Annotated in this window: 24 protein-coding genes and 1 pseudogene; 9 read left to right on the top strand and 16 right to left on the bottom strand. The window is 74.6% G+C overall.

Going from position 1 to position 22,930, the window contains the following annotated elements:
* Positions 1-19 precede the first annotated feature (19 nt).
* Both ABD990_RS19055 and ABD990_RS19050 read right to left on the bottom strand, forming a co-directional pair.
* Positions 20-1,039, bottom strand: a complete 1,020-nt coding sequence (locus ABD990_RS19055; RefSeq protein ID WP_345381930.1) for an ATP-binding cassette domain-containing protein — start codon at positions 1,037-1,039, stop codon at positions 20-22.
* Positions 1,040-1,070: 31 nt separating this feature from the next.
* Positions 1,071-1,715 carry an FMN-dependent NADH-azoreductase gene (locus ABD990_RS19050; protein ID WP_345381929.1) on the bottom strand — a complete coding sequence of 215 codons (645 nt, stop codon included), beginning with the start codon at positions 1,713-1,715 and terminating at the stop codon, positions 1,071-1,073.
* A 92-nt stretch (positions 1,716-1,807) separates the two neighbouring features.
* Between ABD990_RS19050 and ABD990_RS19045 the strand changes: the two genes are divergently transcribed.
* Positions 1,808-2,293, top strand: a complete 486-nt coding sequence (locus tag ABD990_RS19045; protein ID WP_345381928.1) for a MarR family winged helix-turn-helix transcriptional regulator — start codon at positions 1,808-1,810, stop codon at positions 2,291-2,293.
* Positions 2,294-2,369: 76 nt separating this feature from the next.
* Here ABD990_RS19045 and ABD990_RS19040 read toward each other — a convergent pair whose 3' ends face one another.
* The 3 genes from ABD990_RS19040 to ABD990_RS19030 are packed head-to-tail and all read right to left on the bottom strand — an operon-like array spanning position 2,370 to position 4,859.
* Positions 2,370-3,575 carry a cytochrome P450 gene (locus tag ABD990_RS19040; RefSeq protein ID WP_345381927.1) on the bottom strand — a complete coding sequence of 402 codons (1,206 nt, stop codon included), beginning with the start codon at positions 3,573-3,575 and terminating at the stop codon, positions 2,370-2,372.
* Between the two features lie 22 nt (positions 3,576-3,597).
* Positions 3,598-4,284, bottom strand: a complete 687-nt coding sequence (locus ABD990_RS19035) for a maleylpyruvate isomerase family mycothiol-dependent enzyme (RefSeq protein WP_345381926.1) — start codon at positions 4,282-4,284, stop codon at positions 3,598-3,600.
* On the bottom strand, positions 4,281-4,859 hold the full coding sequence (locus ABD990_RS19030; protein ID WP_345381925.1) for a TetR/AcrR family transcriptional regulator: 579 nt from the start codon (positions 4,857-4,859) through the stop codon (positions 4,281-4,283). Before ABD990_RS19030 ends, ABD990_RS19035 begins: the two co-directional genes overlap by 4 nt.
* A gap of 70 nt (positions 4,860-4,929) precedes the next feature.
* On the opposite strand from ABD990_RS19030, the gene ABD990_RS19025 reads away from it, so the two are divergent.
* Positions 4,930-5,835, top strand: coding sequence for a cation diffusion facilitator family transporter (locus ABD990_RS19025; RefSeq protein ID WP_345381924.1), 906 nt, complete (start codon positions 4,930-4,932; stop codon positions 5,833-5,835).
* 62 nt (positions 5,836-5,897) lie between these two features.
* Here ABD990_RS19025 and ABD990_RS19020 read toward each other — a convergent pair whose 3' ends face one another.
* Both ABD990_RS19020 and ABD990_RS19015 read right to left on the bottom strand, forming a co-directional pair.
* Positions 5,898-6,299 carry a VOC family protein gene (locus ABD990_RS19020; protein ID WP_345381923.1) on the bottom strand — a complete coding sequence of 134 codons (402 nt, stop codon included), beginning with the start codon at positions 6,297-6,299 and terminating at the stop codon, positions 5,898-5,900.
* A gap of 183 nt (positions 6,300-6,482) precedes the next feature.
* A complete protein-coding gene (locus ABD990_RS19015; protein WP_345381922.1) occupies positions 6,483-7,775 on the bottom strand; it encodes an MFS transporter in 1,293 nt (430 codons plus the stop codon).
* Positions 7,776-8,100: 325 nt separating this feature from the next.
* Here ABD990_RS19015 and ctaD point away from each other — a divergent pair, with 325 nt between their 5' ends.
* Both ctaD and ABD990_RS19005 read left to right on the top strand, forming a co-directional pair.
* A complete protein-coding gene (gene ctaD / locus ABD990_RS19010) occupies positions 8,101-9,855 on the top strand; it encodes an aa3-type cytochrome oxidase subunit I (RefSeq protein WP_345381921.1) in 1,755 nt (584 codons plus the stop codon).
* An 84-nt stretch (positions 9,856-9,939) separates the two neighbouring features.
* Positions 9,940-10,356: a hypothetical protein gene (locus ABD990_RS19005; RefSeq protein WP_345381920.1), complete on the top strand. Its 417-nt coding sequence runs from the start codon at positions 9,940-9,942 to the stop codon at positions 10,354-10,356.
* An 11-nt stretch (positions 10,357-10,367) separates the two neighbouring features.
* Here the strand turns inward: ABD990_RS19005 and ABD990_RS19000 are convergent, their stop codons facing one another.
* Positions 10,368-11,174 carry an alpha/beta hydrolase gene (locus ABD990_RS19000; protein ID WP_345381919.1) on the bottom strand — a complete coding sequence of 269 codons (807 nt, stop codon included), beginning with the start codon at positions 11,172-11,174 and terminating at the stop codon, positions 10,368-10,370.
* Between the two features lie 183 nt (positions 11,175-11,357).
* Between ABD990_RS19000 and ABD990_RS18995 the strand changes: the two genes are divergently transcribed.
* Entirely contained in the window at positions 11,358-11,756 is a 399-nt protein-coding gene (locus tag ABD990_RS18995; RefSeq protein WP_345381918.1) for an STAS domain-containing protein, read from the top strand.
* 24 nt (positions 11,757-11,780) lie between these two features.
* On the opposite strand, the gene ABD990_RS18990 is transcribed toward ABD990_RS18995, so the two are convergent.
* Positions 11,781-12,845: an aromatic acid exporter family protein gene (locus ABD990_RS18990; protein ID WP_345381917.1), complete on the bottom strand. Its 1,065-nt coding sequence runs from the start codon at positions 12,843-12,845 to the stop codon at positions 11,781-11,783.
* Positions 12,846-13,149: 304 nt separating this feature from the next.
* Between ABD990_RS18990 and ABD990_RS18985 the strand changes: the two genes are divergently transcribed.
* A complete protein-coding gene (locus tag ABD990_RS18985) occupies positions 13,150-14,115 on the top strand; it encodes a helix-turn-helix transcriptional regulator (protein WP_345381916.1) in 966 nt (321 codons plus the stop codon).
* Between the two features lie 152 nt (positions 14,116-14,267).
* Here the strand turns inward: ABD990_RS18985 and ABD990_RS18980 are convergent, their stop codons facing one another.
* Positions 14,268-14,411 (bottom strand): hypothetical protein, encoded by a 144-nt coding sequence (locus tag ABD990_RS18980; RefSeq protein ID WP_345381915.1) that lies wholly within the window; start codon positions 14,409-14,411, stop codon positions 14,268-14,270.
* A gap of 405 nt (positions 14,412-14,816) precedes the next feature.
* Between ABD990_RS18980 and ABD990_RS18975 the strand changes: the two genes are divergently transcribed.
* Positions 14,817-15,320 carry a baeRF11 domain-containing protein gene (locus ABD990_RS18975; RefSeq protein ID WP_345381914.1) on the top strand — a complete coding sequence of 168 codons (504 nt, stop codon included), beginning with the start codon at positions 14,817-14,819 and terminating at the stop codon, positions 15,318-15,320.
* Between the two features lie 115 nt (positions 15,321-15,435).
* On the opposite strand, the gene ABD990_RS18970 is transcribed toward ABD990_RS18975, so the two are convergent.
* Entirely contained in the window at positions 15,436-16,506 is a 1,071-nt protein-coding gene (locus ABD990_RS18970; protein ID WP_345381912.1) for an LLM class flavin-dependent oxidoreductase, read from the bottom strand.
* A 128-nt stretch (positions 16,507-16,634) separates the two neighbouring features.
* On the opposite strand from ABD990_RS18970, the gene ABD990_RS18965 reads away from it, so the two are divergent.
* Complete coding sequence (locus ABD990_RS18965; protein WP_345381911.1) at positions 16,635-16,922, top strand: GlsB/YeaQ/YmgE family stress response membrane protein; 288 nt, start codon at positions 16,635-16,637, stop codon at positions 16,920-16,922.
* 129 nt (positions 16,923-17,051) lie between these two features.
* Here the strand turns inward: ABD990_RS18965 and ABD990_RS18960 are convergent, their stop codons facing one another.
* Positions 17,052-17,600, bottom strand: a complete 549-nt coding sequence (locus ABD990_RS18960) for a nitroreductase family protein (RefSeq protein ID WP_345381910.1) — start codon at positions 17,598-17,600, stop codon at positions 17,052-17,054.
* A complete protein-coding gene (locus ABD990_RS18955; RefSeq protein ID WP_345381909.1) occupies positions 17,597-17,983 on the bottom strand; it encodes a DUF6092 family protein in 387 nt (128 codons plus the stop codon). Before ABD990_RS18955 ends, ABD990_RS18960 begins: the two co-directional genes overlap by 4 nt.
* A gap of 890 nt (positions 17,984-18,873) precedes the next feature.
* Here ABD990_RS18955 and ABD990_RS18950 point away from each other — a divergent pair.
* Positions 18,874-19,612 (top strand): annotated as a pseudogene (locus tag ABD990_RS18950) (FGGY-family carbohydrate kinase); the annotation flags it as partial.
* A 27-nt stretch (positions 19,613-19,639) separates the two neighbouring features.
* Here ABD990_RS18950 and ABD990_RS18945 read toward each other — a convergent pair.
* The 3 genes from ABD990_RS18945 to ABD990_RS18935 all read right to left on the bottom strand — a co-directional run bounded on the left by ABD990_RS18945 (position 19,640) and on the right by ABD990_RS18935 (position 22,901).
* Positions 19,640-20,968, bottom strand: coding sequence for an MFS transporter (locus ABD990_RS18945; RefSeq protein WP_345381908.1), 1,329 nt, complete (start codon positions 20,966-20,968; stop codon positions 19,640-19,642).
* A 125-nt stretch (positions 20,969-21,093) separates the two neighbouring features.
* Positions 21,094-21,918, bottom strand: a complete 825-nt coding sequence (locus ABD990_RS18940; protein ID WP_345381907.1) for an ABC transporter ATP-binding protein — start codon at positions 21,916-21,918, stop codon at positions 21,094-21,096.
* Positions 21,915-22,901, bottom strand: coding sequence for a FecCD family ABC transporter permease (locus tag ABD990_RS18935; protein ID WP_345381905.1), 987 nt, complete (start codon positions 22,899-22,901; stop codon positions 21,915-21,917). Before ABD990_RS18935 ends, ABD990_RS18940 begins: the two co-directional genes overlap by 4 nt.
* Between the last annotated feature and the right edge of the window lie 29 nt (positions 22,902-22,930).

Here is a 22,930-nt window from a genome sequence, read left to right as displayed (position 1 = left end):
GCCGGGCGGCACCGCGCGGTCACTCGCGTCGTGCGCGCACCACGCCCGCCCCGGTGACCAGCACGGCCAGGGCCAGGGCGAGCAGGACCGGGAGGGCGAGCACCTCCGGCCCCGCCCCGCGCTCCAGGGCGTGCACCGAGCTGCCGACCGGCGGCAGCCACGGCTGCACCGCCGTCGCGATCACCACGACCGCCCCGACGAGCAGGGACCAGCCGACGCGCCGGATCCACGGCCGTGCGCAGAGCAGCCCGACGGCCGTGCCCGTCGTCCCGGCGGCGAGGTGTGCCAGTAGGTGAGCGCGAGCCAGGCCGCGACCGGGTAGAGCGTGAGCACCGAGGCGCCCCACGGCTCGGGGAGGCGGCCGGGGTCGCCGCCGAAGAGCACCGCGAGCACCGCCACCTGCAGGACGACCGGGAGCAGCACCCGCTGCGAGCGCACGGCGTCGGCCAGCAGGTAGCGGGCCACCGCGAGCGCGGTCACGCCGGCCCCACCGACTCGACCGAGCAGCCCAGCCGCAGCGCCGCGAGCAGCAGCGGATCGGACTCGGTGGGCGCTGCCCGCAGGTGCAGTCGCCCGCGCTCGACACGGCCGCCGCGTCGAGTCCGGCCCACGGCTCGTCGAGCACGATCAGCCCGGCCCCGGCGGCGAGCGCCTGCGCCAGCCCGACCTTCTGGGCGTTGCCCTTCGAGAGCCGGGACATCGGCTCCCGCCGCGGGCCGGTGAACCCCAGCAGCCCGAGCAGGTCGGGCCGGGGACGGGCCCCGCGGATTCGCGCGAGGTGGCGCAGGTAGGCGTCGGCCGGCAGGCGCAGCTGGGCCGGGAACCGGTCCGGCAGGTAGCCGACGACCGGCGGGCGGCCCGTCACCCGGCCCGCGGTGGGCGAGGCGCACCCGGCGACGATCCGCAGCAGCGTGGACTTGCCCGACCCGTTGCCGCCCACCAGCACCACCGGCGCCCCCGGCCCGAGCGCGAGATCGACCCCGGCCAGGACCGGCGGGCCGTTCCGGTACCGCTTGTGGACCCCCTCCACCCGCACCACGGGCGTCAGGTTTCCACGGCCGCCGGAACGGTCAGGCGGCGGTCCGGGCGAAGTCCTTCCCGACGGTCTCGGCGCGCTCGTGCGCCTGCGCCCGGACCTGCGCGGCGAGCGGCCGGAGCTCGGCCATCGCGGGCTGGACGTCCGCCAGGGTCAGCTCGGCCTCGATCACCGTGACGTCGGCGCCCCAGACGTCGGCGAGGATCCGGACGATCCAGCCCGTGGCGTGGTCCCAGCCCTCGCGGGGCGTGCCCGCGCCGTAGCCGCCCCCGCGCGCGACGACCAGAGCGACCGGCCGACCGGCGAGCGGCGAGGTGCCGGGCGCGAAGCGGGGATCGGTGATCAGCAGGTCGATCCACGTCTTGAGGTGCTGGGACACGCCGAAGTTGTAGAGCGGGGTGGCGACGACGAGGGCATCGGCGGCCAGCACCTCGTCGGCCAGCCGGGCGGCCAGGCCCAGCGCGGCCCGCTGCGCGTCCGTCCGCTGGTCCTCGGGCGTGAAGCCGGCCAGCGCGGCGGTCGGCCACGCGTCGGCCGGGATCGGGCCGGCGACCAGGTCGCGCCGCACGACCGCGCCGCCGGGGTGCTGGTCGAGGTAGGCGCGCTCGAGGGTGTCGGCGACCTCGCGGCTCACCGATCCCTCGGTGCGGATGCTGCTGTCGAGGCGGAACAGGGTCACGGTAAACCTCCAGGGAAGTGCTGTCGACTAGATGTTCTGCTCAGCAGACTATCTTGTCAACAGACCGCCCCGCGGCCGGTAGGCTCGACGTCGTGACCACCCCGCAGCGCGTCGACGCCGACCTCGGCTGGGCGCTGGGCCGGGTCACCCGCGCGCACCTGCGCACCGCGCAGGAGGTGGTGTCCGGGCTGCCGGGCGGCCCGCGCGGCTACCAGGTGCTCGCCGCCGCGAACGACGGTGAGGTCACCACCCAGCTCGCGATCGCCCGGATGCTGGGCGTCGACCGGACCGTGATGACCTACCTGCTCGACGAGCTCGAGGGCGCCGGCCTCGTCGAGCGCCGTCCCGACCCGGCCGACCGGCGCGCCCGCCGGGTCGTCCTCACCGCCACCGGCCGCGAGCGGCTCTGCGACCTCGACCGCAGGCTGCGGGAGGCCGAGGAGCGGCTCCTCGCCCCGCTGGAGCCCGCCGAGCGCGACACGTTGCGGGAGCTCCTGCGCCGGCTCGCGACCGGTGCCGCGCACGACGGGGCCTCCGCCTGCCAGGTCGCCGAGGAGATCGGTACCGGGGACTGCTAGCTGCGTCGCCGTCAGTAGCGGGATGACGATCGCCGTGCGGACGGCTCCGCCGCGGACGGTGGGCGGGGGCCGCCTGTCACCATTCCACCGGTAGGCAGGTCACGGCGTGGAAGAAACCGGGTGGACGTCGCCGCACCTCGGTCCGCGGATCGGCGAGCCGCAGGGTGGGGAACCGGCGCAGCAGGGCCGGGAAGGCGATCCGCATCTCCGCCCGGGCCAGCGGGGCACCGAGGCAGTGGTGGATCCCGTGGCCGAACGCGACGTGCCCGCGGGTGCCGCGGGTCAGGTCGAGGACGTCGGGGTCGGGCACGAGCGCGGGATCGCGGTTCGCGGCGGGGAGACACGCCAGCACCAACTCGCCCGCCTCGATCCGCCGGCCGGCGATCTCCACCGGTTCGGTGGCGATGCGCGTCGTGGCGGTGGTGATGATGCTCAGCCAACGGAGGAGTTCCTCCACGCCGGCCTCGACGGCGTCGGGTCGGTCCCGCATGATGCGCAGCTGATCGGGGTGCCGTAGCAGGGCCAGGGTGCCCAGGGCGAGCATGTTCGCGGTGGTCTCGTAGCCGGCGAGGAGCATCAGGTGACCGATGGCGGCCAGTTCGTCGGTGGTCAGCTCGTGGCCGTGCTCACGGGCCAGGGTCCCGAGCAGCCCCTCGCCCGGCGCGATCCGGGCGCAGTGGGCCAGGCCGGCCATGTAGGCGCGGACCTGACGGAACGCCGTCGTCCGCTCGCTCGGTGGCAGTGACAGGTCGAGCGGACTGCTCGCGAGGCGCCGGAAGCTGGTCCGATCGCCGTAGGGCACTCCGAGCAGTTCGCAGATCACCAGCGACGGGACCGGCAGGGCGAACGCCTGCACCAGGTCGACCGGAGGTCCGGTGCGTTCCATCCGGTCCAGGTGGTTCTCGACGATCTGCCCGATCCATGGCCCGAGCCGGCGCACCTGATGCACGGTGAAGGCCGGGCCGAGCATCTTCCGCAGGCGCGTGTGCTCGGGCGGGTCCTGGGACAGCAGGTCGCCGGCGCGTTCCCGGAAGACCTCCTCGTCGGTCATGTCCTCGTCGGCGAGGCGCCGGGAGCACTCCGCCGGGAGCTCGATGCCGAACCGCGGGTCGGACAACACCCGTCGAACGTCCGCGTGCCGGGTCACCAGCCAGGCCTCGTAGCCGAACGGGGTGCCGACGCGAGCGATGCCGGCCTGCTCGCGCACGCGCGCGATGCTCGGATCGGGGTCGAACTCGCCGTGCCGGTGCATGTACGGCGGCGCAACTGCGGCGTCGGTCATCAGGGGCTCCTCAGGCGTCGACCTAGATCGGCGCGGGTGCCGGGAACCGGGCGGCGAGAGCGGCGGCACCGGGACCGGTCAGCTGGGGCAGGGCGACGACGCGCCCGCTGCAGACCAGCAGCAGCGCGGCCGTCGGGCCGTGGACCTGCGGGCCCTCGCCGGCCGACCAGGCGGTGTCGGTGGCGGTCAGGCGGAACCCGGCCACCGCACGGGTCGCGGGATGCGGCGGCGGCCATCGCATGGACAGCACCCGGGTGGCGGCGGTGGCCGCGGCACGTGGTGGCATCTCGTGGCGCTGACCGAGGGGGATGGCGATGTCCTGGGCGTGGACGAGGACGTCGATGAGTGTCTCGAGGTGGGTGACGCCGAGGGTGTGGCGTCGTGAGCCGACCATCGCGCGGATCTCGGCGACGATCTGCTCGGTCGACACGGCAGCGGCGTGCCGGCGGGCGGCGTGCTCGATGGTGCGGTCCAGGCTTCCGCGCCATCGGGTCGTCGTCGCGAGCAGGTCGCGGAGGCCGAGCTGTTGCTGGGTCAGGTGCGCGGCGACGTCCCGCACGGTCCATCCCGCGCAGAGCGAGGGCTGCCGCCACTGCTCCTCGGAGAGGTCCTCGAGCAGGTCGGCCAGGCTGCGCCGCTGCGCGTCGACGACCTGCCAGACCTGGTCGGGGTCCAGGACGGCCGGACGGGGCGGCCGGTCGTCGGTCATGTCGGGACCTCCGCGGAGCGTGGGCGGACGACGCTGGTGACGAGCGCGGCGATCTGCGGGTACGGGTCGAACGCCGGGTCGGGAACGGCCAGTTCGTGCAGGACGATCCCGGTCCAGTGGTTCATGAGGATCGGGGCGTCGCGTTCGGGGTCGGTGGAGCCGGCGATGCGCAGCCAGTTCATGAACCAGGTGTTGACGCGGGCGCCGGTGGCCAGCAGCCGGGCCCGCAGTGACGGGTGGATCCCGGCCTCGACCAGGATCGCGTACCGGGCGAGGGTCAGCGTGCGTTGCGGGCCGGTCGCCTCCTGCGCGAACACCGCGAGGGCGCGCGCGAACTCCTGCGGGGTGACCGGGTACATCGTGGTCGCGAGCTCCTCCCAGTTGGCCCGCTCCCGGGCCGCGAACCGCTCCACCACCGCGTCGAGCAGGGCGTCCCGGGTGCGGAAGTGGTTGGAGGTGGACCCGGTGGGCAGGCCGGCGGCGGCGTCCACGGCGCGGTGGGTCAGTCCGTGCATCCCGGACCGGCCGAGCACGGAGATCGCGGCGTCGAGAAGCTGCGCGCGTCGGCTGCTCATGCAGTGATACTACGACCGTAGGGTAGATCACTACAAGTGTAGTGGGCGTCCTCCGCGCTACCGTCCCGCCGTGACCACCTCGCGGGACGACCGGGTCCTGGCGATCTCGCTGTGGGCCTCGGCCGGGTTCGCGGTGCTGGCGCTGGTGTGGGGCGCGCTGGCCGGCTCCCGGCTGATCGTGTTCGACGGCCTCTACTCCTTCGCAAGCGTCGGCCTCACCCTGCTCGCGGTCGTGGCCCTGCGGACCGCGCGCCGCGGCCCGGACGAGCGGTACCCGTGGGGGCGCGAGGCGTGGGAGCCGCTCGCGGTGGTCCTCAAGGCGGCGGCCATGGCGGGCTTGTGCGTCTATGCGCTGGTGGGGGCGGTGCTGGAGCTGATCGCCGGGCCCAGCGGGATCGCCGTGCGCGCAGCGCTGGTCTACGGCGTGGTGTCGACCCTCGGCGGGGTCGTGATCACGGTGCTGCTGCGGCGCCTGTCCGCGCGCGGCGCAGACCTGGCGCGCGCGGAGGCGGCCGAGTGGGCGGGGGACACGCTGCTCAGCGTGGGGGTGCTGGTCGGGTTCGGCGTCGCCTGGGCCCTGGAGGCGACCGGCCGCGGCGAGGCGGCCCGCTACGTCGACCCGGTGATGGTCGTGCTCGCGTCGGCCGCCTTCCTGCCCGTCCCGGTGCGGCTGATCCTGCGCGGCGGCCGCGAGATCCTCGCGATGGCGCCCTCCACGGAGGTCCTCGAGCGCATCCGGGTCGAGGTGCGCGCGGTGGAGGCGGCCCACGGCTTCGCCGAGTCGTTCGTGCGGGCCGGCAAGGTCGGGGGCCGGCTCGACCTGGAGATCGACTTCGTGGTGGACGCCGCCTCGACGGCCCGCACGGTCGAGGACCTCGACGGCGTGCGGGCCGAGTTGGACCGCCGGCTGCGCGACCTCGACCCGCCGCCGTCGATGTCGGTGGGGTTCACCGCGGACCGCGGCTGGGTCAGCTGAGCCGGATCAGCCGGGCCCGCTGCGCCGGGCCCGATCAGGCGGGTCGGACCTGTCGGACGGGATCAGGCGGAGGCCGTCGGGTCCATCCACACGACCTCCCAGTGGTGGCCGTCCGGGTCGAGGAACGAGCGGCCGTACATGAACCCGTGGTCCTGCGGGTCCTGCGCCTTCGCGCCGCCGTTCACGAGCGCGGCGTCGGCGAGGCGGTCGACCTCCTCGCGGCTGTCCACGCCGAGGGCCAGGATCGTCTCGGTCGCGCTGCCGTCGGCGATGGGCTTGACCGTGAACTCGCCGAAGTGCGAGTGGGACAGCAGCATCGCGGAGATCCCGGGCCCGATCTCGAGCGCGAGCGAGTTCTCGCCGGAGAAGTCGGCGTTGAACGTGTAGCCGAGAGCGCTCCAGAAGGCGCGGGTGGTCGCCAGGTCGGTGACCGGCAGGTTGACGAAGATCTGCGTGGTGGCCATCGGGGTGCCTCCTCGGTGCGTCGTGATGTCGCAGGGGGGACCGGGCAGCCGCTGCGGACTCATCGGTGTCCGGATCATCCGATCCCGTGAACCGGATCACAAGGAGCGTGCGCGCCGTGGGTCGGCGGCCGAACGACGAGGGCGGGCCCGGCGCATCGCCGGACCCGCCCCGAGGGTCGTCGGTCAGCCGACCGGCGCCGGCTGGACGACGCGGCGGCGCAGGCCGTGCCGCACGGCGTCCCGGTCGGGCCGCACCACGAGCATCGCGGTGAGGCCGCCCAGCACCATGAGCACGCCGGCGATGTCGAAGGCGCGCGAGTACCCGACGGCGGGGGTGGGCGCGGCGTCGACCAGCACGCCGGTGAGCAGGGGGGACACGACGCTGGCCACGGACACGATGGCGTACCAGATGCCCAGCGTCGCGCCCCGCTGGCGGACCGGGGTCACGTCGGCGACGGCGGCCTGGGACAGCGGGGTCTGCGAGTTGCCGATGCCGAAGGCCAGCGCGACGAACGGGAGCAGCAGGATCGGCGCGTCGACCCGGGTGATCAGCAGCATGCTGATGCCGGCGACGAGGGCGAACGCCCCACCGAGGACGCCCTGGGCCAGGTGCCGGGAGACCCCGCGGCGCAGCAGGCGCTGCGACAGCCAGCCGCCGAGCAGCATGAACACGATCGAGATGTAGGCGGGGACGGTCACCACGAAGCCGAGCGCGGTGCCGCTGAAGCCGACCTGACCCAGGTAGAGCGGCAGGAACGCGATGGCGAGCGCGAGGCCCCAGTAGACGGTGAACCCGGAGAACATGGTGCCCAACCAGGTGCCGGAGGTCAGCAGGCGGCCGTAGGACACCCGCGGCTCGTCGACGACGGCCGGCGTGACCGGGGCGGACTTCGGCGCGGTCGTGGCGTACGGGCCGTCGCCGCCGACGACGATCCAGGCGATCGCCCAGAGCAGCCCGATGGCGCCCAGGATGCCGAACGCCGACCGCCAGCCCCACTCCGCGATGGCCGCGTTGAGCAGCGGGGCACCGATGATCACGCCGAGGCCGGAGCCGACGGTCAGCAGGGCCGCGGTGAACCCGCGCTTGCGCTCCTCCACCCAGGTGAAGGCGACGTGCATGCCGAGCGGGATGCCGGGGCCCTCGCCCGCGCCCAGCAGCACGCGCGTGATCAGCAGGACCGCGAAGCCCGCGGCGGGCACCAGGATCGGCAGCTGCGCGGCGGACCAGATCACCGCGAGCGCCACCAGCATCCACTTGGCGGAGAAGCGGTTGCCCAGGAAGCCGAACACGACGGCGGAGATGCTGAACAGCAGGTAGAACGAGCTCGCGATGGTGCCGTACTCGGTGGCGCTGAGCCCGAGCTCCTTCATCATCGGCGCCGCGGCGAGCCCGATGATCGACTTGTCGGCGAAGTTGATCGCCACGAACAGCATGAGCAGGGCGATCACCCAGCGGGTGCGGGTCTGCGGGGTCAAGAGGTCTCCTGACGTCGTCGTCGAGGTGACAGGGGCACAGTGTCGCGAGCGACCTTAACGTACGTTCGGCAAGGCTTGTCCAGCTTCGACCACGGGGCCGACGGGGCGTCCCACGCGCCCGTCCCAGGGGTCGGCGGGCTCGTCGCCGCCGGCCCAGGCGTGCTGCGTAGGAGTGTCGCCCTCGGTCGTTCGCAACAAGGTAATCACCGGCGTTGCACGGGGAAGAGGTTTCCGGTGACGCAGCCGAACGGCCCTATCCGGGCAGGTCCGGACCGCAGTACGTTGACCGCCCACCGAACCGGCACCGGCCTGCCGAGGGGGAGCGATGACCGCTGTCGCGCCGCGCCCGATCGAGACCCGGCCCTATCCCGCCCGTCGCACGGGCAAGGGGTCGACGTTCCTCAAGATGCTCAAGACGACGGACCCCAAGGACATCGCGATCCTGTACCTGGTCACGTCGTTCGGGTTCTTCATGGCGGGCGGCGCGATGGCGCTGCTGATCCGCGCGGAACTGGCGCGGCCGGGGCAGCAGTTCCTGTCGAGCGAGCAGTACAACCAGCTGTTCACCATGCACGGCACGATCATGCTGCTGCTCTACGCCACGCCGATCCTGTTCGGCTTCGCGAACTACATCGTGCCGCTGCAGATCGGCGCACCCGACGTCGCCTTCCCGCGGCTGAACGCCTTCTCCTACTGGCTGTTCCTGTTCGGCGGGCTGATCGTGATGTCGTCGTTCCTCACGCCGGGCGGCGCCGCGGACTTCGGCTGGTTCGCCTACACCCCGTTGTCCGACGCGATCCGCTCGCCGGGGGCCGGGGGCGACCTGTGGATCGCGGGCCTCATCGTCGCCGGTCTCGGGACGATCCTCGGTGGCGTCAACTTCATCACGACGATCATCTGCCTGCGTGCGCCCGGGATGACCATGTTCCGGATGCCGATCTTCACGTGGAACATCTTCGTGACGGCGCTGCTGGTCCTGATCGCCTTCCCGATCCTCACCTCGGCGCTGTTCGGGCTGCTGATGGACCGGCACCTCGGCTCGCACGTGTTCGACCCGGCCAACGGCGGGGCGATCCTCTGGCAGCACCTGTTCTGGTTCTTCGGCCACCCCGAGGTCTACATCGTGGCGCTGCCGTTCTTCGGCATCATCACCGAGATCATCCCGGTATTCAGCCGCAAGCCGATCTTCGGCTACAAGACGCTGGTCTTCGCCACGATCGCCATCGGCTTCCTCTCGGCGGCGGTCTGGGCGCACCACATGTTCGCCACCGGCGCGGTGCTCCTCGCCTTCTTCTCCCTGGCCACCTTCCTCATCGCGATCCCGACGGGCATCAAGTTCGTCAACTGGATCGGCACGATGTGGAAGGGGAAGCTCACGTTCGAGACGCCGATGCTGTTCGCCGTCGGATTCCTCGTGACCTTCCTCTTCGGCGGGCTCACCGGGATCCTGCTGGCCTCGCCGCCCCTGGACTTCCACGTCTCGGACACGTACTTCGTGGTGGCGCACTTCCACTACGTGCTGTTCGGGACGATCGTGTTCGCGACGTACGGCGGCATCTACTTCTGGTTCCCGAAGATGACCGGCCGGATGCTCGACGAGCCGCTCGGCAAGCTGCACTTCTGGCTCACGTTCATCGGCTTCCACACGACGTTCCTCGTGCAGCACTGGCTGGGGAACGAGGGCATGCCGCGCCGGTACGTCGACTACCTGGCGACGGACGGGTTCACCGCGCTGAACATGGTCTCCTCGATCGGCGCGTTCCTGCTCGGGATGTCCGTGCTCCCGTTCGTCTACAACGTGTTCCGCAGCTACCGCTTCGGCCGCGTGGTGACGGCCGACGACCCCTGGGGTTTCGGCAACTCGCTGGAGTGGGCCACGTCCTGCCCGCCGCCGCGACACAACTTCACCGAGCTGCCACGGATCCGCTCGGAGCGACCCGCCTTCGAGCTGCACTACCCGCACCTGGTCGAGCGGGCACGCGCGGAGGCGCACATCGGCGGGCACGCGGCGGCGGGCGAGCACGCCGCGCAGACCGTCGGGCGCGAGCAGCAGCCGGACGAGGACCCGCGTTCGCGCTGAGGGCGGCACGGGCCGGAGCCGGGGCCGGGCGGGCCGGAGCCGGGGCCGGGGATCAGGACGGACAGGACTGTCGGGGAGGCGACGATGACCCTCGACGACCGGGGCGTCCGCCCGCTGACCACGCGGGAGCGGCGGATCCTCGCCCACCTCGAGCGGAGCCTGACGGGCGGCGGCCCGGCCCCGGGGGACCCCGGGCCCGACGACCGCGCGCCCGACGATCGCAGAACGACGGACCGCAGGATCGACGACCGCAGGCCCGGTGACCGGGGCCTCGGTGACCGCGGGCCGGGCGACGACGGCTCCGGCGACCCGGGCACCGACACCGTCGCACTGCACCGGACGGACCGGGTGGCCGCGGTGATCGGACTGCTGGTCCTCTGCGGCATGACCGCCGAGGCCGCGGTCGCCGGCGGTCCGGTCCTGGGCATCGCCGTCGGCACCGCCTTCCTGCTCATGGTGCTCACGTTGGTCCGGCTGGTGCGCCGCAACCACCGGCGCTGACCGCGGGCCGGTCAGCCCGCGGCGCGCACGACGGCGTCGACGACCGCCGGGCCGTGGCCGAGCTCCGGGTCGTTGTGCCGCGCCCCCGGCACCTCGACGGGCGTGCTCCGGGCGGCCGCGGCGACCGCGCGGCTCTGCTCCACCGGAACGATCTCGTCGGCCCCGCCGGCCACCACCGTGACCGGAGCGGGTACCGAACTTACCGTCCCGAGCACCGGGAAGCGGTCGCGGAGCAGCACCCGGACCGGGAGGAACGGGTAGAGCCGCGCGGCCACGTCGGCCAGTTCGGTGAAGGGGCTGCGCAGGACCACCGCCCGCACCGGCCGTTCCCGGGCGAGCCGGGTCGCGACCGCCGCTCCGACGCTCTCGCCGAACACGACGAGACGTCGTGCGTCCAGGCCCCGGTCCACGGTGAGGTGGCGGTGCGCGGCCAGTGCATCGCTCGCCAGCCCCTCCTCACTGGGCGAGCCCGGGTTGCCGCCGTAGCCGCGGTAGTCCAGGAGGACCACGTCGAGCCCCTCCGCGGTGAGGACGCGGGCGAGCGGCACGCGGTCGGCCCGGCTGCCGGCGTTGCCCGGGAGCACCAGCACCGTGATCCCGCGCGCCGGGGCGGCGGCGGGGGCGTGCCAGGCCTCGAGGACGAGCCCGTCGTCCGTCGGCACCGCGAGCCGCGTCCCGCCCGCCAGCACCTGCTCGGGCCCGACGGACGGGGACCCGCCGGGCAGGAACACCAGCCGCCGCTGGACGGCCCACAGCAACCCCACCAGCACGACGGCGACCACGAGCACGCCGACCGCGAGCCGCAGCGCCGTGCCCATGCCGGTCATCGTGCCAGGGGATGCCGGGCGACCGGCCGACGAAGGCGCAACGGCAGTTGCGTTGAAGCCCTCGGTGAGGTGATGTAGACCACAGGTGGGGGCGCGGAGGGGGTCGTCGGGATGGCGCCGGAGAGACGCCGGCGTCATCCCGCGGCGCCCCCGGACCGGCGGCGGGGGTGGCGGATGACGGTCGTGGAGGGCGGCTCGCTCGCGGTCGAGGCGCCGCGGCCCGGGGTCTGTGTGGTCTACGTGACCGGGCTGCTCGACCAGGCGCTGGCGACGCGTCTGGCCCGGGTGCTCGACGAGCGTCTGCACCCGGCCCTGCGGCACGTGCTCGTGGACCTCGCCGGGGTGGACCGGATGGAGCCGGGGAGCGTGCCGCTGCTGCGCAGCGCGATCCGGATCGCCGGCCGGCGGCGGGTCAGCCTGCACCTCACCGGGGCCGGGGCGCTGGGCGCGCACCTCGGCGTGCGGGACCGGCGGGTGCTCGCCGAGTTCGCCGCGTTCCCCACCGTCCCGGCCGCGCTCGCGGTGCTGGCGGCGGCGCACCGGCACGGCCGCCCCGGGCCCGGACCACGCTGAGCGGCGCGGGCCCGTCCCGGAGCATCACGGCGCGGGCGGGCCGGCCAGGTCGGTGAGCAGTGTCAGCATGCGGCGCAGCGGGCGCCGGACCAGGCCGCCCAACGGCGAATGATCGGCCGCCGAGTGCGCGCGCAGCGCATCGTCGGCCCGGGCCAGGGCGTCGCGGTCCGGGGTGCCCCGCAGTCCGGCCGCCACCGCCTCCGCCAGCGCCAGCACGATCTCCCTGTTCCGTGCGGCCGAGGCGGCCCAGGACGCGCGGGTGTCCGCGCGCCGGTCGAACTCGGCGACGTCGGCGACATGCGCGCGCACCAGCGTGGTGATCTCCGGCGCGACGGCGGCCGGTGCCTCCAGCGCGGCCAGCTCGGCGGTGTGGCGGCGGCGCCAGAGCGGGTTCAGGCGCACCGCGCGCCGCGCCGACGCGAGCTGTCCGGGGAGCTTCCGGGCCGCCTCGTCGCGGCGGTGGGTCCGGTCGGTGAGCCGCGCCGCCAGGTCGTCGCGCGCAGGGTCCTCCGGCGGCGCGAGCCGGTCCGCGGCGGCCCGCAGGTCCTCCGCGGCGCCGTCGGCGACCGCGTGCAGGGCCGCGACGAAGGAGCGCGCCGGGTTCGTGGGCAGGAGCAGCGGCGACAGAACGACCGTGACCACCGCCCCGACCGCTGTCTCCCACAGCCGCACCACGGCGTAGGACGCGGGATCGGCGCTCGCGAAGACGAGCAGGGCGGAGACGGCGACCTGAACGTTCAGCGCGTCGCCGATGCGCAGCACCATCCCGATCACCAGGGCCACGCCGAGGACCAGCGCCACGGTGAGTGCCGACGGACGCAGCCAGGACAGCACCCCGACGCCGAGGGCCAGCCCGGCGACCACGCCGACCAGCCGGGCCAGCGACACGTTGAGGGCGGAGCCGGGGGCGTCCCGGACGGCCACGAGCGGCACGATCACCGCGTAGACCGGGGGCTGCGTCGCCCCGAGCCACACGCAGACCTGCCAGCTCACGGCGGCCGCGACCACGATCCGGACCACCGTCGGTCCCTCGCGGGGCAGGGCGGCCCGCAGGGCGCTCCACGGGCGGACGTCGCGCAGGGCGGGCACCGGGCGAGCAGATCAGGTGGGCGGAGCGCGGGTCACGCCGTCCGCCGGGTGGTTCACGCGCTGTCGCCGTCCCGGTGACCGTCCGTCGTGCGAGCGGAGCGCGGGCCGGCCGTGCCCGCGTCGTCCTGCAGGGCGAGGGCCCGGGCCCGGATTCGGCTCCGCCGGACCGGTTCCGCGCGCCGCCGCGCAGTGGGACCGTGGAGCGGGTCGGGGCGCTGGTGCGGCAGTGCCCCGACCACCCTGGGACTCCGGGGAACCGCGCCGGGGTCCGGCCTGCCGGCGTTCGAGAAGGGCGGTGGTCGTCGTGACCGATCCCTGGTTCACCGATGTGCACGAGACCGATCCGGGCCGCGCCGAGACGGCCCTCGCGCCGCCGGGCTCCGCCGGGCCGTTCGTCCGGCGGCGGGCGGAGTCGCCGTTCACCCTGTGCGTGCGGCGCACCGTGCGCGGGCCGCTCGATGCCGAGGTGGTCCGGTGCACGGACGACGTGCGCCTGCGGCTGGAGCGCGACCCGCGGCACGTCGTGGCCGTCCCGCTGCAGGGGATGCTGCACGTGCACTACCGCGGCAGGGAGATCGACGTGGTGGCCGGCGGCGCCGCCGTGCTGGTGCCCGCGGACGAGGCGACGGTGCTGGTGCCGGCGGGCTCGGCCGTGGCCCTGGTGCGGGTCCCCGGCGACGTGCTCTGCGAGGACCTGGAGGCGCTCCTCGGCCGGACGGTCGTGCGGCCGCTGCGGGCCGGCGTCCCGGTCCCCGCGGCCACGGCACCCGACGCGCTGGGGCCGTTGGCGCCCTTCCTCGGCGACGTGCCGGGTCCCGACTCGGTGCTCGGCAACGCGCTCACCGCCGAGCCCCTCGAGGAGGCGATCCTCGACGGGGTCCTGCACGCGGCCGACGAGCCGGCGCGCGAGGCCCTCGACGCCACCGCCCCCTCCTGGGGTCCCCGGACCGTCCGCGCCTGCCTGGACCTGATCGAGACGTACCCGGAGCGGCCGCACACCGCGCGCACGCTGGCCGACGGGGCGGGGCTCAGCGTGCGCGCCCTGCAGGACTGCTGGCAGCGGCACCGGGGCCGCACCCCCGAGGAGGAGCTCGGCCGCGTGCGGCTCGAACGGGCGCACCGCGACCTCGAGGAGCTCCGGCGCGGCGAGGCCACGGTCGCTTCCGTGGCGACCGCCTGGGGGTTCCGGCACGAGGACTTCACCGCCCGCTACGAGATGCGCTACGGGCGCAGCCCGGAGGTGACGCTGGGGTCGCCGGCCTTCGCCTGACGGTCCAACAGCCACGCCCTTGCCCCGGACGGCCGACGTCTCGGTCAGCAGGGTCGTGCAGCTCGACGACCTCGACCCGCGGGCGCGCATCTCGTCGACGAAGGCGAAGTGGTCGCGGCGGGCGTTGTCCACCCAGATGACGTCGTCGAAGATCAGGTCGTCGCGGTTGCGCGGGGGGTCAGCCGCGAATGCGCCAGGCCCGGTGCGCAGACCAGCACCTTGCGCAGCACACCCACCTCGGAGTGCACCCCGTAGGAGGCCGAGGTGACGGGCGTGGCGACGGGCGTGGCGCTCACGACGATCTCCTCGGTGGACGGCAGGTAGGGGTCGGCGTCTCGTCGCCGACCCGGAGCCGGTCGCAGGTCCGACGTGCCGGTGGACGCGGACGTCGTCGACGACGGCACGGTCGGCCAGGGCGATCGGCCGCGCCGGCCGGCCTCACCTTCCACAGACGAGGCGGGCGTCCGCCGCCGGCCCGGCAGGGTGGCGGACGAACGGACGGCTGCCAGGCCGAGGAGGACGCATGACGCTGTACACCGACATCCCGACCCGCTCCGAGATCGACGCGCTCTGGCAGGCCGGGGCTCCGGCCGCCGTCTCGATCTACCTGGAGACCACGCCCCGCGTCGTCGGGTGACGCGGAGCGGATCGCCTACAAGAACGCGGTCCGGGAGGCGCTGGCGCGGCTGGCGCTGCGGGAGGTGCTGCCCGGGCACGGCGTGCCGCTGGTTCTCGTGGCGACCGAGCCGCTCGACAGCATCTTCCGCGCCCACTGCCGCTACCCGGACCTGGTCCCGCACGGCGTCCTGGGCAATCCGGAGGGCCGCGGCGACGGCGAGCTGGGCGCCGATGCCCGCCAGATCCTCGACGGCTGGTACGCCGATCGGCTGGAGGAGGAGAAGCGGACCTTCGCCGACCGCTCTTCCCGGGGCCGCACCTCGGTCGACGTCGCCGAGCTGGCCCGCTTCGCCACCCGCGGCGCCGTGGAGACGCCGTTCGTCGACATCGACGCCACCGTTCCCGGCAAGGTCGACGAGCTGGGTGAGGTGACGTTCGCGGGCCCGGGACCGGACGGATCGGGCGGTCTCGTCGACGAGATCGCGCGCCGGGCCTGGCTCTCCGGCGCCCGGCTGCTGGCGGTCCGGCACGAGGACGTGCCCGGCGGAGGGGACGTCGCGGGGACCCTGCGGTACGCACCGACCTGACCGGCGCCGGATCAGGGCGGATCGGAGTCAGGTGGCACGTGCGTCGAGGTGCCCTCCGCCGCGCACACATGATCGACGATCCGGAGGCGCTGGCGTTCGCCTGATGACCGGCCGGTCAGACGGCGATCTCGTCCGGCCGGGCGTCCGGCTGGGCGGCCAGCAGCTCCCGGACCCGCGGCGCCACGACCGTGCCGTACAGCTCGATGGACTTCATCAGCTCGGCGTGCGGCAGCGTGCCGGTCGTGTACTTGAGGTCGAAGCGCTGCAGGCCCAGGGCCCGGACGGTGCGGGCGATCTTGCGGGCCACCGTCTCGGGCGACCCGACGTGCTGGGCGCCCCCGCGGACGTCGGCCTCGAAGCGGGCGCGGGTCAGCGGCGGCCAGCCGCGCTCCCGGCCGATCCGGTCGAGCGCGATCTTCGCGTGCGGGAAGAGCGTCTCGACGGCCTCCTCGTCCGTCTCGGCGACGAAGCCCGGCGCGTGCACGGCGATCGGCAGCTGCTCGCGGCCGAGCTGCTCCAGGCTGCGCCGGTAGAGCTCGGCGTACGGGGCGAAGCGCACCGGGTCGCCGCCGATCACCGCGAGGACCAGCGGGAAGCCGTGGCTCGCCGCGCGGACGACCGACTGCGGGCTGCCGCCCACGCCGACCCACGTGGTGATCCGGCCGGACTCGGTCTTGGGGTAGACCTGCTGGTCCCGCAGTGCGGCGCGGACCGTGCCCTCCCAGGTGACCGGGCCCTCCTCGAGCAGGCGGGCCATCAGGTCGAGCTTCTCCTCGAAGAGCGTCTCGTAGTCGGCGAGGTCGTGGCCGAACAGCGGGAAGGACTCGGTGAAGGAGCCGCGGCCGAGCGTGATCTCCGCGCGGCCGTTCGACACGGCGTCGAGGGTGGCGAACCGCTCGAACACCCGGACGGGGTCGTCCGAGCTGAGCACGGTGACGGCCGTGCCGAGCCGGATCCGCTCGGTGCGGCCGGCGATCGCGGCCAGCACGATCTCCGGCGCGGAGATCGCGTAGTCGTCCCGGTGGTGCTCGCCCACGCCGAACACGTCGATCCCGAGCCGGTCGGCGAGGACGGCCTGCTCGACGACGTTCCGGATCACCTGGGCGTACGGCTGCCGGTCACCCTGCCCGTCGACGGTCACGTCGCCGAACGTGTCCAGTCCCAGTTCCACCCTGTCCGTGCTCATGCGTTCCTCCCGGTGTCGCCTCCGACCCTACCGCAAACGCTTGAGCGCTCAACCGTATGCCTCCGGTGTAGCGGGGTTACGCGGAGCGACAGGGGGTACCCGGGGTCACCACCCACAAGGAGGACGCCATGACCATCACGGGCATCATCTCGGCGATCGTCGTCGGACTCGTCATCGGAGCACTCGGGCGGCTCGTGGTGCCCGGCCGTCAGCCCATCCCCATCTGGCTGACGCTGCTCATCGGCATCGTCGCCGCGTTCGTCGGCGGCTTCATCGCCAGTGCACTGGGCTACGGCAACGCCAACGGCGGCTTCCCGTGGATCCTGCTGCTGATCCAGGTCGCGCTCGCCGCGGTCGGCGTCCTCGTCGCGGCGAACGCCTACGGCCGGCGCCGCCGCGGGGTCATGCGCCGCTGACCCTGCCCGACCCTGCCCGACCCCGGCCGACCACTCACCGGCGCGAACCCGCGCCGAACCCGATGCCGACCCCGGCGCCCACCCGGCGCCGGGGTCGGCGTCGGTCGGGGACCGGTCACCCCGCCGGGGTCAGGGCATCCAGGTGGTGAGGTCCCGCCAGGTCAGCCGCGGCCCGCCACGCATCGGGGCCGGTGCGCCGGGTGCGGGGTGGCCGAGGCAGACGACCAGCTCCGGCACCCAGCCCTCGGGCAGCCGCAGGACCACGGCGACGGCCGCGCGGCTGAACGAGGTGACCGGACCGGCACCGAGGCCGATCGCGTGAGCCGCGAGCAGCAGCGTGGCCGCGGCCGTACCGACGTCGACGTGCAGGCCGGGTGCGTCCGGCGGGAACCCGAAGGCCGCGGCGCGCGGTCGGTCGGTGCAGATCGTGATCGCTGCGGCGGGGCGCTGGATCATCCCGGGCGACACCATCCGCAGCACGCGCAGCGTCGCCGGGTCGTCCGTGACGACGAACCGCTGCAGGTGCCGGTTGCCGGCCGTCGGCGCCCAGCGGCCGGCGTCGAGGACGGTCTCCAGGGCCTCGCGGGAGACCGGCTCGTCCGTCATCGCGCGTACCACCCGGCGGCTGCGGATGGCGGCGAGCACGGCCTCGGCCGTCTCCGGGCGCGTGGTGGTCACGGGGTGCCCCGCCCGAAGTGTGCGGTGAGGTGGCCGGCGAGGGCCCGGCACAGCTCGTCGAGCCGGGCGGCGTACTCCTGCCGCCCGTCCCGGGGCACCGCCAGCTCGGGGACCGCGGCCAGGGGTCCGGCGACGAAGTCCGCGGTCGCCGCGGAGGCCCGCGGCGCGATGGCGGCGCCCAGCCGACGAGCGGCCGTGAGCAGCCGCAGCGGACCGTACTCCGCGGCCTCGTCGACCTGCGTGCGGGCGGCCGTGACGAGGTAGGCGAGCAGCTCGAGGGCCGCGTCCTCGTCGAGCACCGCCGGCTTCGGGCCCGGCGTCCCGTCCTCGTCGAGCGCCCGGCGCTCCTCGGGCACGGCGCCGTCCGGCGATCTGCGTTCCATCGCGACCTCCCGGTCCGGGGCTCGCTCGCCGTGCGGCGGGGGTTACCGCGGCGAGGTCCACCCGCCGTGGGCGTCGCCGTCCCGGAGGTCGGACCGGAGTGACCGCATGACGGGCGGGGCTCGCCGGTCGGTCCCGGTCGAACGGGCCGTCGTGCCAGCGGTGGTGGTGGCCGCCCGAGGGGCCGGAGCCGTCGGCATCGGTGGAGGCCGCGGGTGGGTGTGTCGGCTCGCAATGCTCGCGGATTCGCTTGGGGCATGACACACCCGCTCAGGCGCGGGACATCTGCTCGGACCGGGCGGCACACCGGGGAGTGGCTCGCACAGCCGGTCGACGGGGTGTGGTCGGCGCGGGTGGGCGTGTCGGGCCGCAATGCTCGCGGATTCGCTCGGGGGCGCGCCGCACACCTGCTCTGGCGTGGCACATCTGCTCGGACCGGGTGACACATCTGGGGAGTGGCTGACACACCTGGTCGACGGGCTGTGGGCGGCGCGGGTCGGTGTGTCGGGCCCGCAATGCTCGCGAATCCGCTCGGGGCGCGGCCGTCGTCCCGAGGACCGCCATCCCTTCCAGAGAGCGCGGCCGTCATCCGGAAGCGCGCCCTCGTCCAGAGCGCGGCCGTCGTCTCGGTGTTGCGGCCATCGTGGTGCGGACGTCGCGGGGGCGCAGCGGTCGTCGCTCTCGGTCGGCCGACCGGATTACCTCGAGCCAACGACGCCCTCGGCGTTCTCGAGCCGTCCCACCGCTCCCGGACTACCCGGCACACCCCGAAGCGCGCTCCACACCCGGTCGACGGCCTGTGCCACGGTCCTTCCGGCTGTGTCACCCCGTCCGAGCAGGTGTACCGGGCCCCGATGGGTGGTGCCAGCCGGCTCGAGCAGGTGTGCGCCGGGTCGGCGTCCCGGCGGCGGACCACCGGTTCGCTTACATCTCCTGCGGCACCTGGTCACCGGTCGGCGTGGAGCTGGAGAAGCCGGTGCTCGGCGAGGCCGGCCGCACCGCCGGGTTCACCAACGAGCTCGGCGTCGACGGACCGTGCGCTACCTGCGCAACCTCATGGGCTCTGGCTGCTGCAGGAGTCGCTGTGGGCCTGGCGGAACCCGGACCTCGGCCCGCTGCTGGCCGCCGCGGCCGACGTCCCGGCCTTCGCCGCCGTCGTCGACCCGGACGACCCGCGGTTCCTGCCGCCGGGTGACATGCCGGCGCGGATCGCGGAGGTGTGCGCGGAGACCGGGCAGGAGCCGCCGCGGGAACGGCCCGCGGTCGTGCGGTGCATCCTCGACAGCCTCGCCCTGGCCTACCGGCGCACCGTGCGCCGCGCGGCCGAGCTGTCCGGCCCGGAGATCGAGGTCGTGCACCTGGTCGGCGGCGGTGCCCGCAACGAGCTGCTCTGCCGGCTGACCGCGGACGCCTGCGGCCTGCCCGTCCTCGCCGGCCCGGTCGAGGCCGCCGCCCTGGGCAACGCCCTGGTCCAGGCCCGGGCCGCCGGCGTGCTCACCGGCGGCCTGCCCGAGCTGCGTACGGTGCTGCGGTCGACCCAGGAGGTCCGCCGCGACGAGCCCGCGGGCGCGTCGTCGGGCACCGAGGCCGCGCTCACCCGCGCCGCCCGCCGCGCGGGCCTGGATTGCTGAGCGGGCCCCGGCCCCTGCCGACCGCGGTCAGACCGGCTGCGGCCAGCGCGTGTGCTGGGCGTCGATCACGACGCGGTGGGCGTGCACCCATGCCGCGCCGTCCCACTCGGCCCGATCGAGGTGGCCGCGATCGGTCTCGTCGTCGTGGCGGTGCCGGACGATCTCGGTCAGGCCGGTGGGCCAGAGCCGTGCCGCAGCGACCGTGGCGGTCAGGACCAATCCGGCGAGCACCGCCCAGGCGACGGTGAGGCCCGCCAGCGAGCCGGCCCATCCCGTCAACGGGTAGGTGATCAACCAGCAGGCGTGGGACAGCGAGAACTGCGCGGCGAAGACCGCGGGCCGGTCCGACGCCGCGCAGGACGAGCGGACGATCCTCCCGACCGGGACCATGACCAGTCCGCTGCCCAGGCCGATCAGCAACCACACCCCGACCGCGAGGGGCCAGGACGGCCCGTGGGAGAGCGCGACGGCACCGACCACCGCGATCGCGGCGACAGTCGCCCCACTCATCAGGACCGGGCGCTCGGTGGCCCGCCGGAGGAGCACGGGGGCGCCGAGGGCCGCGGCGACCGTGCCGGCACCGGAGACGGCGAGCAGGAGCGGCACCCGCGACTCGGTGGCCCCGAGCAGATCGCGGACGACGTTGACCGTGCTGACGAGCGTGATCGCCCCGGCCCCCGCGACCACCATGTTCAGCGCCAGGACCGCGCGCAGGCGCGGGGTCCCGACGAACACCCGCAGCCCCGCGGAGAGCCGATCGGCGAGACGGGCCCGGGCGCTCCGCTGTGCCGGCGGGATCCTGGCGCCGACGACGAGCAGCGCGGACCCGAGGAAACCGACCGCGGTCCCGAGGAACAACATGCCGAAATCGACGACGAGCAACAGAGCAGCCGCGATCAACGGGCTCACGACGTTCTCCAGGGAAACCGCGACCTGGGACACCGACAGTGCCCGGGTGTAATCATCCTCGTCGGCGACCACGTCGGGCAGGACGGCCTGGAAGGTGGGTGTGAACGTCGCCGACCCGGCCTGCAGGACGACGACGAGGGCGTAGACCTGCCCGACGGCGGTGACCCACGGGAGCGCGACGACGACGGCGAGCCTGACGGCATCGGCCCCGACCATCAGCGCATGCCGCGGAACGCGATCGGCCACGGCCCCGACTAGCGGCGACACGCACACGTAGGCGACCATCTTGATCGCCAGCGCGGTACCGAGGACCTCGCCGGCCCGTGGGCCGGCCAGATAGTAGGCGAGCAGCCCGAGGGCGACCGTCGTGAGTCCGGTGCCGACGAGGGCGATCACCTGCGCGGCGAAGAGCCGTCGGTACGCCTGATTGCGCAACAGTTCGCGCATCGAATACCTGCCGCCCTCCGCAGAATTCTGTGGACAGGGCGAGAATAAGCGCGAGATCGGAATGCGACAACGGAGCTGTTGCAGACGAATGGCAACCAGGATCGCGCGGCAGAAACCGTTTCTGCCTAACCCGCGCGGCGCAGGCCCGTCGGGCAGACCACCGGGATGCCCGCCGGGCCGGTGAGGACCTCGCAGTCCACGCCGTAGAGCCGCCCGACCAGCTCGGCGGTGACGACGGCGGCGGGCTCGCCCTGGGCGACGACCTCGCCGTCGAGCATCGCGACCATGTGGTCGGCGTGGCGGCAGGCGGCGGAGAGGTCGTGCAGCACCATCACGACCGTGCGGCCGCGCCCGGCCAGCCCGTGCAGCATCTCGTGCACCTCGAGCTGGTGGCCGAGGTCGAGGGCGGAGGTGGGCTCGTCGAGCAGCAGCACGCCGGTGTCCTGGGCGACCGTCATCGCGATCCAGGCGCGCTGCCGCTGCCCGCCGGACAGGGTCTCGAGCGGCCGGTCGGCGAGGTCGAGCAGGTCGGCGGCGGCCAGCGCGCCCTCCACCGCGGCCGCGTCGGCCGCGGACCACTGGCGCAGCAGGCCCTGGTGCGGCGCGCGGCCGTAGCGGACGAGGTCGCGCACGGTCAGCCCGTCCGGCGCCGCGGCGGCCTGAGGGAGCAGGCCGAGCCGGCGGGCGACCTCGCGGGTGGGCAGCTCGGCCAGCGCCTCACCGTCGAGCAGGACGGTGCCCGCCCGCGGCGCGAGCACCCGGGCCAGCCCGGCGAGCAGGGTGGACTTGCCGCAGCCGTTGGGCCCGACGATCGCGGTGACCGCGCCGGCCGGGAACTCCAGGTCCAGCCCGCGCACGACCTCGCGGCGCCCGTACCCCAGGCCGAGGCCGGTGGCGCCGAGGGCGCTCCCACGCGTCGCGGGCGGGTCGTCGGTACGCGCGGTCGTCACGGCAGCCTCCGGGTGCGGGTGGTCGGCAGGAGCCACAGCAGGTACGGCCCGCCGACCACGGCGGTGACCAGCCCCGCGGGCAGTTCGATCGGGGCGAACGCGGCCCGCCCGACGAGGTCGGCGAGCAGGGTGAGCACGGCCCCGGCCAGCGCGGAGGACACGACGGGCACCCCGGTGGACCCGGACAGCTTCCGGGCGGCCTCGGGTGCGACCAGAGCGACCGTGCCGAGCGGCCCGGCGACGGCCACGGCGAGCCCGGCGCACACCACCGACGTCACGAGCACGGCGGTGCGGACGGCGCCGACGCGGGTGCCCAGGCCGAGCGCGACGGCGTCGGGGAACCGGAGGAGCGCGAGCGCACGCCCGAGCAGCACGGCCGCGGGCAGGCAGGCGACCAGGCCGAGCTCGAGCAGCGTCACGGCGGTGGGCGTGGCGACCGACAGGCTCCCGACGGTCCACGGGTAGGCCGCCCCGGCGGCGTCGATCGCCGACCGGGAGAGCATCAGGTTGGTCACGGCGCCGAACACCGCGCCGATCCCCAGCCCGACGACGAGGAACCGGTAGCCCTGCCGGCCCGCGCCGCCGCCGAGCGCGAGCGCGAGCACCGCCGCGGTCGCCGCGCCGGTGAGCGCCATGGCCGACGGCAGCGCGGACGTCGCGACCCCGATCACGCTCGCGACGGCGAAGGCGGTGGCGCCGTTGTTCAGGCCGACCGTGTCCGGCGTCGCGAGCCGGTTGCGGGCCAGGGTCTGCATGAGCACGCCGGCCAGGCCGAGCGCGGCACCGACGGCCGCGGCCGCCTCGATCCGGGGCAGCCGCAGCTCGCGGACGAGCAGCACGTCCCGGGCGGGACCGAGGCCGAGCAGCCCGCGCAGCGCCCGCAGCGGGTCGAGCAGCGTGCTGCCGATCCCGAGGCAGACCGCGAGCGTGCCGACGAGCACCACGGCCAGGACGAGCGCGACCAGGGCCGGCCGGCGGTGCACCAGGACGGCCCGGTCGCGAGCCGCCAGGC

It is taken from the genome of Pseudonocardia yuanmonensis, assembly GCF_039542425.1.
In the GTDB taxonomy this organism is placed as follows: domain Bacteria; phylum Actinomycetota; class Actinomycetes; order Mycobacteriales; family Pseudonocardiaceae; genus Pseudonocardia; species Pseudonocardia yuanmonensis.
The sequence above is the reverse complement of the archived record's forward strand: the minus strand, read 5'-3'. Positions and strand labels throughout refer to the sequence as shown.